Source organism: Streptomyces sp. NPDC002619 (genome assembly GCF_042889305.1).
Lineage (GTDB): Bacteria > Actinomycetota > Actinomycetes > Streptomycetales > Streptomycetaceae > Streptomyces.
The window spans coordinates 104,716-118,354 of sequence record NZ_JBIAQV010000010.1 but is presented as its reverse complement, the minus strand read 5'-3'; the positions used below and the strand labels follow the sequence as shown (position 1 = coordinate 118,354).

Below are 13,639 nucleotides of genomic sequence, written 5' to 3'. Positions count from 1 at the left end.
AAGTGCTCTGTGACCTTCACGACTCATTTGATCGATCATTTTTCGGTGATCCGGTGATTCTGTGATCCAGTCTGAAGTCCAGTGCGGTACAACGCCGTCCGGCTGAGACCGTGCGCACCGCCTGGCCGATCGCCTTGCGTGAACCGACGAGGACAACCAGCTGCTTGGCGCGTGTGACCGCGGTGTACAGCAGGTTCCGCTGGAGCATCATCCACGCGCCCGTAGTGACCGGAATCACCACCGCGGGATATTCACTTCCCTGCGAGCGGTGAATGGTCACCGCGTACGCGTGCGCCAGCTCGTCCAGCTCGTCGAACTCGTACGGAACCTCCTCGTCCTCGTCCGTGAGCACCGTCAGGCGCTGGTCGACCGGGTCGAGCGAGGTGACCACGCCCACGGTGCCGTTGAAGACACCGTTCTTGCCCTTCTCGTAATTGTTGCGAATCTGGGTGACCTTGTCGCCGACGCGGAAGACCCGGCCGCCGAACCGCTTCTCCGGCAGGTCGGGGCGGCCCGGTGAGATGGCCTGCTGGAGCAGCCCGTTGAGCGTGCCCGCGCCGGCCGGTCCCCGGTGCATCGGTGCCAGGACCTGCACGTCCCGGCGCGGATCGAGCCCGAACCGGGCCGGAATGCGCCGCGCCGCGACATCCACCGTCAGCCGCCCGGCCGCCTCCGTGTCGTCCTCGACGAAGAGGAAGAAGTCCTTCATGCCGTCCGTCACCGGATGCTGCCCGGAGTTGATCCGGTGCGCGTTGGTCACCACGCCCGACTGCTGGGCCTGGCGGAAGACCCGGGTCAGGCGCACGGCGGGGATCGGGCTGCCGTCGGCCAGCAGGTCGCGCAGCACCTCGCCGGCGCCGACGCTGGGCAACTGGTCCACGTCCCCGACGAAGAGGAGGTGCGCCCCGGGCGGGACCGCCTTGACCAGCTTGTTGGCGAGCAGGAGGTCCAGCATGGAGGCCTCGTCGACGACCACCAGGTCGGCGTCCAGCGGGCGGTCCTTGTCGTACGCCGCGTCGCCGCCCGGCTTGAGCTCCAGCAGGCGGTGAACGGTGGAGGCCTCGGCCCCGGTCAGCTCGGCCAGACGCTTCGCGGCGCGGCCGGTGGGCGCGGCCAGCACGACCCGGGCCTTCCTGGCGCGGGCCAGCTCCACGATCGAGCGCACGGTGAAGGACTTGCCGCAGCCGGGTCCGCCGGTGAGGACGGCGACCTTCTCGGTCAGCGCCAGCCGGACGGCGGCCTCCTGCTCGGGGGCCAGCTCGGCGCCGGTACGACCCTTCAGCCAGCCGAGCGCCTTGTCCCAGGCCACGTCCCGGAAGGCGGGCATTCGGTCCTCGCCGGTGCGCAGGAGGCGCAGCAGCTGGGCGGAGAGGGAGAGTTCGGCGCGGTGGAAGGGGACGAGGTAGACGGCGGTGACGGGCTGCGAGCCGCCGTCGGGCCCGGGCACCTTCTCCCGTACGACGCCAGGCTCCTCGCCGTCCTCCGTGGGCTCCGCCAGCTCGGCCAGGCACTCGATGACGAGGCCGGTGTCGACCTGGAGCAGCTTCACCGCGTCGGCGATGAGCCGCTCCTCGGGCAGATAGCAGTGGCCCTGGTCGGTGGACTGGGACAGCGCGTACTGCAGACCCGCCTTGACGCGCTCCGGGCTGTCGTGCGGGATGCCGACGGACTGGGCGATCTTGTCGGCGGTGAGGAAGCCGATGCCCCAGACGTCGGCGGCAAGCCGATACGGCTGGTTCTTCACGACGGAGATCGACGCGTCGCCGTACTTCTTGTAGATGCGCACGGCGATGGACGTGGACACCTCGACGGTCTGGAGGAAGAGCATGACCTCCTTGATCGCCTTCTGTTCCTCCCAGGCGTCGGCGATCTTCCTGGTGCGCTTGGGGCCGAGCCCGGGCACCTCGATGAGCCGCTTGGGCTCCTCCTCGATGATCTTCAGGGTGTCCAGGCCGAAATGCTGGGTGATGCGATCGGCGAAGACCGGTCCGATGCCCTTGACCAGCCCCGATCCCAGGTAGCGACGGATGCCCTGAACGGTGGCGGGCAGCAGGGTCGTGTAGTTCTCGACGGTGAACTGCTTGCCGTACTGCGGGTGCGAGCCCCAGCGGCCCTCCATGCGCAGCGACTCGCCGACCTGCGCACCGAGCAGCGCGCCGACGACCGTGAGCAGATCGCCGCCACCCCGCCCGGTGTCGACCCGGGCGACCGTGTAGCCGTTCTCCTCGTTGGCGTACGTGATCCGCTCCAGGACGCCTTCGAGCACGGCCAGTCGTCGCTCGCCCGTGGGGTTCCCCACCTGATTGGACATGAGCCGACGCTACCGCCCGTGTCTGACATCACGATCCTGTCTCGGGGTCTTGCGCAGCGGCGCGCTGGCGGAATTGGGCCACGGCGACGGGGTGCTCGTGTGCGACGCCGGTATGCCGATACCCGACGGCCCGAAGGTCGTGGACCTGGCGTTCCGGGCCGGAGTCCCGTCCTTCGCGGACGTACTGGCCGGGGTCCTCGACGAGCTGGTGGTGGAGGGGGCGACGGCGGCGACGGAGGTACGGGAGGCCAATCCGGCGGCGGCCGCGCTGCTGGAGGGCGAGTTCCCGGACCTGGCCCTGGTCCCGCACGACCGCCTGAAGCAGCTGTCGCGGGGCGCACGCCTGGTCGTCCGCACCGGCGAGGCCCGGCCGTACGCGAACGTGCTGCTGAGGTGCGGAGTCTTCTTCTGGAAGCCGGGTGACAGCTTCGAGGGGGCCCAGTCCGTCGACCGGGCCCCCTCGGCTCTTCCCCTCCACATCAGAACCCCCGCGATCCCCCCAGATCCCTCCCCAGAAGTTCTGATGCCAGGTACGACCCGCCAAGGGCGGGAAGGGTTGCACGGGATTCCAAGATCTTTTTCGGCCCTTTCCTGTCAGGCGCGCAACGGATCACGTGTTCCACGCATCACGTGCTCCACGAACCGCCCCGCCGTCTCCGCGAGCACCTCCCGGCCGTCGCGGGCCCACAGCTCCTCGTTGAACAGCTCGACCTCGATGGGACCGGTGTATCCGGCGGACTCCACGTAGCCCTTCCACTCCCGCATGTCGATCGCGCCGTCGCCGAGCTGGCCGCGCCCGTTGAGGACGCCTCTTGGCAGTGGGGTGGTCCAGTCGGCCAGTTGGAACGTGTGGATACGGCCGCCCGCGCCCGCCCGGGCGATCTGCTCGGGGGCCGCGTCGTCCCACCAGATGTGGTACGTGTCCACCGCGACGCCCACCTGAGCTGCCGGGAAGCGTTCCGCGAGGTCCAGGGCCTGGGTGAGGGTGGAGACCACGCAGCGGTCGGCGGCATACATGGGGTGCAGGGCCTCGATGGCCAGGCGTACGCCGTGCGCCTGCGCGTACGGGCCCAGTTCCGCCAGCGCGTCCGCGATGCGTTCCCGGGCGCCGTGCAGGTCCCTGGAGCCGGGCGGGAGACCGCCCGAGACCAGTATCAGTGTGTCCGTACCCAGGGTTGCCGCCTCGTCCACGGCTCTGCGGTTGTCTGCCAGGGCGGCGGCGCGTTCGGCGGGGTCGGTCGCCGTGAAGAAGCCGCCCCGGCACAGCGTCGTCACCGTCAGGCCCGCGTCGCGCATCAGCTTCGCCGTCGCCTCCACGCCGTACGTCTGGACGGGTTCCCGCCACAGGCCCACCTGTGACACACCCAACTCGCGGCAGGCCGCGACAAGTTCGGGGAGGGACAGTTGCTTCACCGTCATCTGGTTGATGGAGAAGCGGGCGAGGTTCTCGTCGGTCATTGGTCCACCCCGTGGAGGGAGAGAAGGGTTCTCATCCGGGCCTCCGCCTGCTTCGGGTCGGGGAACAGGCCCAGGCCGTCGGCCAGTTCGTAGGCGCGGGCCAGGTGCGGCAGGGAGCGGGCCGACTGGAGGCCGCCGACCATCGTGAAGTGGGACTGGTGGCCCGCCAGCCAGGCCAGGAAGACCACTCCTGTTTTGTAGAAGCGGGTGGGGTGCTGGAAGAGGTGACGGGACAACTCGACGGTGGGGTCCAGGAGTTCACGGAAGCCGTCCTTGCTTCCCGTGTCCAGGACGCGCACCGCCTCCGCCGCCAGCGGGCCCAGTGGGTCGAAGATGCCGAGCAGGGCGTGGCTGAAGCCGCGCTCGTCGCCCGCGATCAGCTCGGGGTAGTTGAAGTCGTCGCCGGTGTAGCAGCGGACACCGTCCGGGAGGCGTCGGCGCAGGTCGATCTCGCGGTCCGCGTCCAGGAGAGAGATCTTCACGCCCTCCACCTTGTCGGGGTGGGCGGCGATGACCTCGAGGAAGGTGTCGGTGGCCGCGTCCAGGTCGGACGAACCCCAGTAGCCCGCCAGTGCCGGGTCGAACATCGGGCCGAGCCAGTGCAGGATCACCGGCTCTGCGCACTGGCGAAGGAGGTGGCCGTAGACGTCGCAGTAGTCGTCGGGGCCCTTCGCCGTCGCGGTCAGTGCGCGTGAGGCCATGAGGATGGCCTGCGCTCCCGACTCCTCCACCAGCGCCAGCTGCTCCTCGTACGCTCCCCGGATCTCCGCGAGCGAGCCGGCGATGATGTGGTCGGTGCCGACCCCGCAGGCGATCCGTCCGCCGGTCGCCCCGGCCTCGGCCGCGGAGCGCCGGATCAGCTCCGCCGCACCCACCCAGTCCAGGCCCATCCCGCGCTGGGCGGTGTCCATCGCCTCCGCCACGCCAAGCCCGTGGGACCACAGATGGCGGCGAAAGGCGAGAGTGGCGTCCCAGTCGACGGCGGCGGGCGAGTCGGGCGACACGTCGGCGAACGGGTCGGCGACGACGTGCGCCGCCGAGAAGACCGTACGGGAGGTGAAAGGGGCGCCGGGAGTGAGGGCGAGCGGGTCGGTGCGGGGTTCGTAGGTCCGCAACCCGCCGTCCGCGTCCGGGAGTCGGAGGGTCACAGCGCGATCTCCGGTACGTCGATACGGCGGCCCTCGGCCGAGGAGCGCAGGCCCAGCTCGGCGAGCTGCACACCGCGGGCGCCGGCCAGGAGGTCCCAGTGGTAGGGGGCGTCGGCGTAGACGTGCTTGAGGAACAGCTCCCACTGGGCCTTGAAGCCGTTGTCGAAGTCCTGGTTGTCCGGGACCTCCTGCCACTGGTCGCGGAAGACCTCGGTGGCGGGTAGGTCGGGGTTCCAGACGGGCTTGGGGGTGGAACCTCGGTGCTGGACACGGCAGTTGCGCAGGCCGGCGACCGCCGAGCCCTCTGTGCCGTCCACCTGGAACTCGACCAGTTCGTCGCGGTTGACCCGTACGGCCCAGGAGGAGTTGATCTGGGCGACGGCGCCGCCCTCGAGTTCGAAGATGCCGTACGCCGCGTCGTCCGCCGTCGCGTCGTACGGCTTGCCGTTCTCGTCCCAGCGCTGCGGGACGTGGGTGGTGGCGAGGGCCTGGACGGAGGTCACGCGGCCGAACAGCTCGTGCAGGACGTACTCCCAGTGCGGGAACATGTCGACGACGATGCCGCCGCCGTCCTCCGCGCGGTAGTTCCAGGAGGGGCGCTGGGCGGGCTGCCAGTCGCCCTCGAAGACCCAGTAGCCGAACTCGCCGCGGACGGACAGGATCCGGCCGAAGAAGCCGCCGTCCACGAGGCGCTTCAGCTTCAGCAGGCCGGGGAGGAAGAGCTTGTCCTGGACCACGCCGTGTCTGATGCCCTTCTCGTGGGCGAGGCGGGCCAGTTCGAGGGCGCCGTCGAGGCTGGTCGCGGTGGGCTTCTCGGTGTAGATGTGCTTGCCGGCGGCGATGGCCTTCCTGATCGCCTCCTCGCGGGCGGAGGTGACCTGGGCGTCGAAGTAGATGTCGACGGACGGGTCGGCGAGGACCGCGTCCAGGTCTGTCGACCAGTGGTCCAGACCATTCCGCTCGGCGAGCGCCCGTACGGCGTGCTCGCGGCGTCCGACCAGGACCGGTTCGGGCCACAGCACAGTGCCGTCGCCGAGGTCGAGGCCGCCCTGGTCGCGCAGGGCGAGGATGGACCGGACGAGGTGCTGTCGGTGGCCCATGCGTCCGGTCACGCCGTTCATGGCGATACGCACCGTCTTGCGCGTCACGTCGTCCCCTTCGTCCGCCAGGCCGGTCCGCACGGACCGGTCGTGCAAGCGCTTTCTACATGGAAGAAGCTAGCCTCTCACCAGTGGTCTGTACAAGACCGTGACATGGTCGAGTTGTTCGAGGGGGCGAACAACTCGGGGCATTGGCCTTATGGTCTGCACGACGTACGACGAGATGCGCGACCGGAGGACGACGAGATGACGGTGACCCTGGCGGACGTGGCGGCCCGCGCCCAGGTCTCGCCCGCGACGGTGTCGCGCGTGCTGAACGGCAACTATCCCGTGGCCGCCTCCACGCGGGAGCGGGTGCTGCGGGCCGTGGACGAGCTGGACTACGTCCTCAACGGCCCCGCGAGCGCCCTCGCGGCGGCCACGTCCGACCTGGTCGGCATCCTGGTCAACGACATCGCGGACCCCTTCTTCGGGATCATGGCAAGCGCGATCCAGGCCGAGATCGGCGGGCCGGGCGGCCGGGCCGGCGGCGAACGGCTGGCCGTGGTCTGCAACACGGGGGGCTCGCCCGAGCGGGAGTTGACGTACCTGACCCTGCTCCAGCGGCAGCGGGCGGCCGCGGTCGTGCTGACCGGCGGGGCCGTAGAGGACGCGCCGCACGCGGCGGCGGTGGCGGCGAAGCTGCGCAAGCTCACGGAGGCGGGCACGCGGGTGGTGCTGTGCGGTCGGCCACCCGCCCCCGAGACCCAGGCCGTCGCGCTCACCTTCGACAACCGTGGTGGCGCACGTGAGTTGACGGATCATCTGATCGGTCTCGGTCATCGCCGGCTCGGCTACATCGCGGGTCCCGAGGAGCGCACCACGACCCGGCACCGACTGGAGGGCCACCGCGCGGCGCTGGCCGCGGCCGGGATCGAGGAGGACCCGAACTGGACGGTCCACGGCCGCTACGACCGCCGTTCCGGTTACGAGGCGACGCTGGAACTCCTGCGGCGGGACCCGTCCCTGACCGCGGTGGTCGCCGCGAACGACTCCGTCGCCCTCGGCACGTGCGCCGCCCTGCGCGAGTCCGCCCTGCGCATACCCGAGGACGTCTCGGTCGCCGGCTTCGACGACCTCCCCTTCAGCATCGACGCGGTGCCGTCCCTCACGACGGTGCGGTTGCCCCTGGCGGAGGCGGGAGCACGTGCGGGCCGCATCGCGATGGGGCGTGAGGAGCCGCCGCCGGGTGGTATCGCCACGGTGCGGGGGGAGTTGATGGTACGGGGGTCCTCCGGGGTGCCACGGTCCTGACGTCACGGACGTCGGTGTTGCCGGCCCGAGTGCAGAGGGGTTTCTCCGGGTCGTGCGTGCCGTCTCCCTCGAGGATTCCGTCCCGTGCCCGGACTGCGGCGCCCCCGCCAGGTGGCATGGGGTCCAGGCCCTGGTCGGGGACTCGTTGCGCTGGGACACCGAGACGGTCTGCCCGGAGTGCGGGGCAGCCGTCGCCGTATGCGGACGGGAGGTGCCGGACGACGTACGGCGGCGGTTGCTCATCGAACACGGGGCGGCGGTGCTGCGTCTGGAGCCACCCGTCGACCGGGTGGCAGTGATGCGGGTTCTGCGGAGGGAGCTCGATCTCGGCCCGGCCCAGGTCGGAAGCGTGTTGGAGCGGGTTCTGACCGCCGGATACGAGGGCACCTTGCCCGAGATCGAGCTGCTGGCGCGCCGGTTGCGTGACGTCGGAGTGGGTGCCGCCGCGGTGTGGCCCCGTGGCGGAGGGTGACCGCCTACCGGCCCGTCGACGAGCAGGGGCCCGGGCATGGACGCGCGGCGTATGCCGGTCTAGCCTCGGAGTAACGGTATCTCTGACTGAGTCAAGCATCGAGACTTCGAGGCCGCATCATGACCGTCCAGGACATCCGCGCCTTCAACCGCTTCTACACCAACGTGATCGGCGCCCTCGACTACGGCCGCCACCTCTACGCCCCGTACACCCTCACCGAGTCCCGCGTGCTGTACGAGCTGGCCCACTCGCCGCGCACGGACGTCGCCGATCTTCGTGCCGAACTCTCCCTCGACGCGGGGTACTTGAGCCGGATCCTGAACAAGTTCGAGCAGGACGGGCTGGTCCAGCGGGCGCCGTCGGAGAAGGATCCGCGGCGTCGGCGTATCAGCCTCACGCCGCGCGGGCGCGAGGCCGCCGATCTGCTCGACGAGCGGGCGCGGGAGACGGTCGGCTCGCTTCTGGGGACCGTCGCTCCGGGTGACCGGGACCGGCTCGCGGAGGCGATGCGCACCATCCGCGGCATCCTCGGCGACGGACGCGCCCCGGGCCCCGGGGACGTCGTCCTGCGCGAGCCCGGCCCCGGCGACCTCGGCTGGATCGTGCAGCGCAACGCCGCGCTGTACGCCGCCGAGTACGGCTGGAACACCGACTACGAGGGACTCGTCGCACGCATCGTCGCCGACTTCGCCGAGGACCACGACCCGCATCTGGAGCGGGTGTGGATCGCCGAGCTGAACCGCCGGGCCGTGGGCTGTGTGATGTGCGTGCGCGACGACACGCCCGCCACCGCCCGGCTGCGGCTCCTCCTCGTCGAACCCGAGGCGCGCGGGCTCGGCATCGGCGACCGGCTGGTCGAGGCCGTGATCGACTTCGCGCGCGGCGTCGGCTACCGGGACCTGGTGCTGTGGACCAACGACATCCTGGCCTCGGCGCGCCGCATCTACCAGCGCCACGGCTTCGTCCTCATCGCCGAGAAGCCGCACCGCTCCTTCGGCAGGGATCTCGTGGGCCAGGACTGGCGCCTGGATCTGCACGGATCGGCCGAGTGACGAGTAGGGTCGGTGCATATGAAGCTCGCCTTCTCCACCCTCGGTGTCCCCGGCCTGCCCGTGCCTGAGGTACTGGCGCTCGCGACCGCCCACGGCTACCACGGCGTGGAACTGCGCGCCCACCCGGAGGAGCCGGTGCACCCCGGGCTCGGGCCCGCCGACCGGGCCGACGTGGCCGCCGCGTTCAAGGCGACCGGCGTCGAGGTGCTGGGGCTCGCCGGGTACGCCAAGGTCGCGGCCCCCGGCGACGACCAGCCCGTGCTCGACGAGATCCGCGGGCTCCTCGAACTCGCCCACGACCTGGGCGCCCCCTTCGTCCGGGTCTTCCCGGGCGCCGACCCGGACCTCCCGCGGGCGGAGTCCGACGCCACGGCCGCCCGCCGCCTGGGCACCGCCGCCGAGGACGCGTCCGCCCTCGGTGTCCGCATCCTCCTGGAGACCCACGACTCGCACCGCACCGGCGCCGACGCGATCCGCGTCCTCGGCCCCGTCGGCCATCGTCAGATCGGCGCGCTGTGGGACGTGATGCACACCTGGCTGGGCGGCGAGCAGCCGCAGGAGTCGTACGCGGCCCTGTCCCCCTACCTCGGATACGTCCAGGTCAAGGACATCGCCTCGGCCGACGACACCACCCCCCTGCCGCTCGGTGCCGGGGTGCTGCCGCTCACCGAGTGCGTGGACGTCCTGTGCCGCCACGGCTGGGACGGCTGGCTGTGCTGGGAGTACGAGAAGCGGTGGTACGAGACGGCCGCCCCGCTCCCCGAACTGCTGGGCGCGGGGCGCGAACACCTCGTGCGGCTGCTGAACGAGGCGGCGTAGCGGGGCGGCAGCCGAGGTGCGGTCGAATTGACTGGCCGGGGTCGCGGGTGCCCGGTTAGCCTCCCCCGGTGATCCAGCCGTCGGCGCCGTGCGCCATCCCCGTGCCACCGCGCTCATGAGCCTGACACGTTCCCTCATCGACGTACGCCCCCTGCACACCTCCCCCGTCTTCCGGCGGCTGCTGATCGGGCGCACCGTGTCCACGCTCGGCGGCTTCATGACCATGGTCACCGTCATGTACCAGGTCTGGGACATGACGCACAGCGCGGCGTGGAGCGGTGCGGTCGGGCTGGCGCAGGCGTTGCCGATGGTGACGTTCGGGCTGTTCGCGGGGTCGTGGGTGGACCGCGCCGACCGCCGCCGGATCTTCCTGACGGCCACGGTCGGCCAGGCTGCCTGCTCCCTCCTCCTCGCGGTACAGGGCTTCACCGGACACGTCCCCGTGATCGCCGTACTCGCCCTGGTCGCCGTCCAGTCGGCGTTCGGCGCGCTCGGCGCTCCGGCGGCGGGCGTGTTCGTGCCCCGGCTCCTGCCCAAGGACCAGGTGGCCGCCGGACTCGCGCTCAACCAGGTCACCGGCCAGGCGATGATGCTCGCCGGCCCCGCACTGGCCGGCGTACTGCTCGGCCGGCTGGGCATCGGCACCTGCTACCTCCTGGACGCCCTCAGCTTCGGCCTCTCCTTCTACGGCGCCTTCGGCCTGCCCGCGCTGCCGCCCGAGGGCGAACCGGCGCAGGGCGGCCTGCGCGGGGTGCTGGACGGCCTGCGTTTCCTGGCCGGGCACCGGGTGGTTCGGGGCGCGCTGATCACCGACCTCGCCGCCACGGTCCTGGCCTTCCCCATCAGCCTCTTCCCGCTGGTCAACGCCGAACGGTTCGGCGGCGACCCGCGCACGCTGGGCCTGTTCCTGTCGGCGATGGCGGTGGGCGGGACAGGAGCGACGCTGCTGTCCGGCCCGGTGACCCGGTTGAGGCGCCCCGGCCGGGTGATGCTGTGCGGCACGGGCACCTGGGGCGCGGCCGTGCTCCTCTTCGGGCTCACGACCAGCCCCCTGACCGGCATCGGGCTCCTGGTCGTGGTCGGAGCGGCGGACTCGCTGTCCGTCGTGTCCCGCTCCACGATCGTCCAGACCCGGACACCGGACGCGCTGCTCGGCCGGGTCACCGCGGCCGAGGTGATCGTCGGCCAGGCGGGGCCGAGCCTCGGCAACGTACGCGGCGGCCTCGTCGCCGGCTGGACCTCCGGCGCCACCGCGCTCGTCACCGGGGGCCTCATGTGCCTGCTGGCGGTGGCTGCGGTGGGCGCGACGACGCCGGAACTGCGCGACAGGGCTACACCGTCGGACGGGCGGTGAGCGGGCCGGCCGGGTCCAGACACCACTCCAGTACGGCGGGCCAGGAGCCGTAACCGGCGTCGAGGTCGAGGTGGCCGGCGCCGGGGATGATCTCGGTGGGGATCCCGAGGGGCTCACCGAAGCCGGCACGGGCGCCTTCCGGACAGTACGGATCGTTGTCACCCGCCACGAGCCGGGTCGGCCCCGGAAGGCCGAAGTCCAGCGCGGGTGCGGCGAATTCGGCGACTTCCGGATACTGGAGGAGTACGGATCCGGAGGGCGGTGCGACGAGAAGCACCCGGTCCGCTTCCCGCACCTCCTTCACACCGCGCGCAACGGCATGCAGCCACAGCACGGCGGAGAGACTGTGCGCGAGCACGATCCGCTCCCCGCCCCTCGGCAACTCCGTGAGGTGCCGTCCCAACTCGGCCAGCCAGACCTCGAGATCGGGGTCGTCGGGGTCGGGCAGTTGCGGATAGGTGACGTGGTGCCCGAGCTCACGGAGGTGATCGGCGAGCCAGTGCTGCCAGTGGTCCCTGGGCCGGTGATTCTGCCAGCCGTGAAGTACGAGGAAGGAACGTGTCGTCATGCCGGGATGCTCGCATCCTGGGGCCGTCCGCTTGCTGCGCGCTCCCTTGACTGGCAGAAACTTCCCGGATATTGGTGGCTCCTCGGAAGTTTCCTTCAGTGGATCTCCTCCGGAAGGAGCGCACGTGCCCGACACCAGCACGGGAAGCACAGGAAACACCGCACGCCCCTCCAGACGTACCGTCCTCGCCGCCACCGCAGGCATCAGTGCAAGCCTCGCGCTCAGCGGGACCGCCCATGCCGACGCCACCGACGCCTCCGACGCCGTCGACCGCGACACGCGGCTGCGCGGCCTCATCTCCCAGATGTCGTTGGAAGAGAAGGTCGGTCAGCTCTTCGTGATGCGGGTCTACGGCCACTCGGCCACCGACCCCGACCAGGCCGACATCGACGCCAACCTCACCGAGATCGGGGTGCGGACGGCGGCCGAGCTGATCGCCAAGTACCACGTCGGCGGCATCATCTACTTCGCGTGGGCCCACAACACCCGCGATCCCCACCAGATCGCCGGCCTGTCCAACGGGATACAGCAGGCCTCACTCGACCGGCCCCGTGGGCTGCCCCTGCTCATCACCACCGACCAGGAGCACGGCATCGTCTGCCGGGTCGGCGAGCCCGCCACCCTCTTCCCCGGCGCGATGGCCATCGGGGCGGGCGGGTCGCGGACCGACGCACGCACCCTCGGCCGTATCTCCGGCGCCGAGTTGCGCGCGATCGGCATCAACCAGGACTACTCCCCCGACGCCGACGTGAACGTCAACCCGGCCAACCCCGTCATCGGCGTCCGCTCCATCGGCGCCGACCCCCAGGCCGTCGCCGGGCTCGTGGCGGCCGAGGTGAAGGGGTATCAGGGGTCACGGGTCGCCGCGACCGCCAAGCACTTCCCCGGTCACGGTGACACCGCCGTCGACAGTCACTACGGCTTCCCCGTCATCACCCACAGCAGGGAGGTCTGGGAGTCGCTCGACGCCGTACCCTTCCGCGCCGCGATCCGGGCCGGCATCGACTCGATCATGACCGCCCACATCCAGTTCCCGGCCCTCGACGACTCCGGCGACCCGGCCACCCTCTCGCACCCGATCCTCACCGGCATCCTGCGCGAGGAACTGGGCTACGACGGGTGCGTGGTGACCGACTCGCTCGGCATGGAGGGCGTACGGACCAAGTACGGCGACGACCGGGTGCCGGTGCTCGCCCTGAAGGCGGGCGTCGACCAGCTTCTCAACCCGCCGAACCTGGACGTGTCGTGGAACGCCGTCCTTGCAGCCGTACGCAGTGGTGAACTGACCGAGGCACGGCTCGACGAATCGATCCTCCGGGTGCTTCGGCTGAAAGACCGGCTGGGACTGTTCGACGATCCCTACGTCAGCGACGCCCACATCGACCACGTCGTGGGTACGGCCGAACATCTGGCCGCCGCCGACAAGATCGCCGAGCGGACGACGACGCTGCTGGTCAACGAGGGCGGCCTGCTTCCGCTGTCCCGCCGTACGCACAAGAAGGTGCTGGTCGTCGGCGCCGATCCGGCCTCCCCGTCGGGCACGACCGGTCCGCCCACCAGCGTGCTGGCCGCCGCCCTCACCGAGCTGGGGTTCACCGCCTCCGCCCTGTCCACGGGCACGGCACCGTCCGCCACCACGATCACCAATGCCGTCAGTGCCGCGCAGGGCGTGGACGCGGTGGTCGTGGCGACGTACAACGTCACGGCGGGCAACAGCCAGAAGACGCTCGTCGAACGGCTCGTCGCCACCGGGAAGCCGGTCGTCGCCGTCGCGATCAGGAATCCGTACGACGTCGCTCAACTCCCCACGGTCAAGGGCTACTTGGCGGCCTACTCCTGGACCGACGTCGAAGTCCGGGCCGCCGTACGGGTGATGGCCGGGCAGGTGGAGCCGCGGGGCAAGCTGCCGGTGCCGGTGCAGCGGGCCGACGATCCGACGCAGGTGCTGTATCCGATCGGGCACGGACTGACGTACTAGGCGCACGTCAGGCGTATGCCCTGAATCGGTCTTGCCCCCCTCAAACGGGGGAAAACCTCCCGCATGTCTGGCGTGTGCCCGCTGTC

At 70.9% G+C, this 13,639-nt stretch carries 11 protein-coding genes and 1 pseudogene; 7 read left to right on the top strand and 5 right to left on the bottom strand.

From position 1 onward, the window contains the following. Window positions 1-16 precede the first annotated feature (16 nt). Window positions 17-2,311 (bottom strand): ATP-dependent RecD-like DNA helicase, encoded by a 2,295-nt coding sequence (locus tag ACFYXB_RS18640; protein WP_389583433.1) that lies wholly within the window; start codon window positions 2,309-2,311, stop codon window positions 17-19. On the opposite strand from ACFYXB_RS18640, the pseudogene rbsD reads away from it, so the two are divergent. Further along, window positions 2,310-2,720: pseudogene (gene rbsD, locus ACFYXB_RS18635) on the top strand (D-ribose pyranase); the annotation flags it as partial. The gene ACFYXB_RS18640 and the pseudogene rbsD overlap by 2 nt on opposite strands. 185 nt (window positions 2,721-2,905) lie before the next feature. On the opposite strand, the gene ACFYXB_RS18630 reads toward rbsD, so the two are convergent. The 3 genes from ACFYXB_RS18630 to ACFYXB_RS18620 are packed head-to-tail and all read right to left on the bottom strand — an operon-like array spanning window position 2,906 to window position 6,065. After that, the gene (locus ACFYXB_RS18630) at window positions 2,906-3,769 is read right to left on the bottom strand and encodes a sugar phosphate isomerase/epimerase family protein (protein ID WP_389583430.1); all 864 of its coding nucleotides are present in this window, start codon (window positions 3,767-3,769) and stop codon (window positions 2,906-2,908) included. Next, on the bottom strand, window positions 3,766-4,917 hold the full coding sequence (locus ACFYXB_RS18625; RefSeq protein ID WP_389583427.1) for a dihydrodipicolinate synthase family protein: 1,152 nt from the start codon (window positions 4,915-4,917) through the stop codon (window positions 3,766-3,768). Before ACFYXB_RS18625 ends, ACFYXB_RS18630 begins: the two co-directional genes overlap by 4 nt. Continuing rightward, window positions 4,914-6,065, bottom strand: a complete 1,152-nt coding sequence (locus ACFYXB_RS18620; RefSeq protein ID WP_389583424.1) for a Gfo/Idh/MocA family protein — start codon at window positions 6,063-6,065, stop codon at window positions 4,914-4,916. The genes ACFYXB_RS18625 and ACFYXB_RS18620 overlap by 4 nt, the downstream gene beginning before the upstream one ends. A 198-nt stretch (window positions 6,066-6,263) precedes the next feature. On the opposite strand from ACFYXB_RS18620, the gene ACFYXB_RS18615 reads away from it, so the two are divergent. The 5 genes from ACFYXB_RS18615 (at window position 6,264) to ACFYXB_RS18595 (ending at window position 11,007) form a co-directional block, all read left to right on the top strand. Next, window positions 6,264-7,310 carry a LacI family DNA-binding transcriptional regulator gene (locus ACFYXB_RS18615; protein ID WP_389583421.1) on the top strand — a complete coding sequence of 349 codons (1,047 nt, stop codon included), beginning with the start codon at window positions 6,264-6,266 and terminating at the stop codon, window positions 7,308-7,310. 52 nt (window positions 7,311-7,362) lie between these two features. After that, window positions 7,363-7,782, top strand: a complete 420-nt coding sequence (locus tag ACFYXB_RS18610; RefSeq protein WP_389583416.1) for a hypothetical protein — start codon at window positions 7,363-7,365, stop codon at window positions 7,780-7,782. Between the two features lie 119 nt (window positions 7,783-7,901). Beyond that, a complete protein-coding gene (locus tag ACFYXB_RS18605; RefSeq protein ID WP_389583413.1) occupies window positions 7,902-8,834 on the top strand; it encodes a GNAT family N-acetyltransferase in 933 nt (310 codons plus the stop codon). An 18-nt stretch (window positions 8,835-8,852) separates the two neighbouring features. After that, window positions 8,853-9,653 (top strand): sugar phosphate isomerase/epimerase family protein, encoded by an 801-nt coding sequence (locus ACFYXB_RS18600; protein WP_389583410.1) that lies wholly within the window; start codon window positions 8,853-8,855, stop codon window positions 9,651-9,653. 115 nt (window positions 9,654-9,768) lie between these two features. After that, window positions 9,769-11,007, top strand: a complete 1,239-nt coding sequence (locus tag ACFYXB_RS18595; protein WP_389583408.1) for an MFS transporter — start codon at window positions 9,769-9,771, stop codon at window positions 11,005-11,007. On the opposite strand, the gene ACFYXB_RS18590 is transcribed toward ACFYXB_RS18595, so the two are convergent. Next, the gene (locus tag ACFYXB_RS18590; protein ID WP_389583405.1) at window positions 10,985-11,575 is read right to left on the bottom strand and encodes an RBBP9/YdeN family alpha/beta hydrolase; all 591 of its coding nucleotides are present in this window, start codon (window positions 11,573-11,575) and stop codon (window positions 10,985-10,987) included. The genes ACFYXB_RS18595 and ACFYXB_RS18590 overlap by 23 nt on opposite strands. 124 nt (window positions 11,576-11,699) lie before the next feature. Between ACFYXB_RS18590 and ACFYXB_RS18585 the strand changes: the two genes are divergently transcribed. Beyond that, on the top strand, window positions 11,700-13,553 hold the full coding sequence (locus ACFYXB_RS18585) for a glycoside hydrolase family 3 protein (protein ID WP_389583403.1): 1,854 nt from the start codon (window positions 11,700-11,702) through the stop codon (window positions 13,551-13,553). Window positions 13,554-13,639 lie beyond the last annotated feature (86 nt).

Bases quoted from the DNA above. Each gene is read 5' to 3' on its own strand.
- ACFYXB_RS18640 (WP_389583433.1), bottom strand. From the start codon at position 2,311: ATGTCCAATCAGGTGGGGAACCCCACGGGCGAGCGACGACTGGCCGTG.
- ACFYXB_RS18630 (WP_389583430.1), bottom strand. From the start codon at position 3,769: ATGACCGACGAGAACCTCGCCCGCTTCTCCATCAACCAGATGACGGTG.
- ACFYXB_RS18615 (WP_389583421.1), top strand. From the start codon at position 6,264: ATGACGGTGACCCTGGCGGACGTGGCGGCCCGCGCCCAGGTCTCGCCC.
- ACFYXB_RS18605 (WP_389583413.1), top strand. From the start codon at position 7,902: ATGACCGTCCAGGACATCCGCGCCTTCAACCGCTTCTACACCAACGTG.
- ACFYXB_RS18600 (WP_389583410.1), top strand. From the start codon at position 8,853: ATGAAGCTCGCCTTCTCCACCCTCGGTGTCCCCGGCCTGCCCGTGCCT.
- ACFYXB_RS18595 (WP_389583408.1), top strand. From the start codon at position 9,769: ATGAGCCTGACACGTTCCCTCATCGACGTACGCCCCCTGCACACCTCC.
- ACFYXB_RS18590 (WP_389583405.1), bottom strand. From the start codon at position 11,575: ATGACGACACGTTCCTTCCTCGTACTTCACGGCTGGCAGAATCACCGG.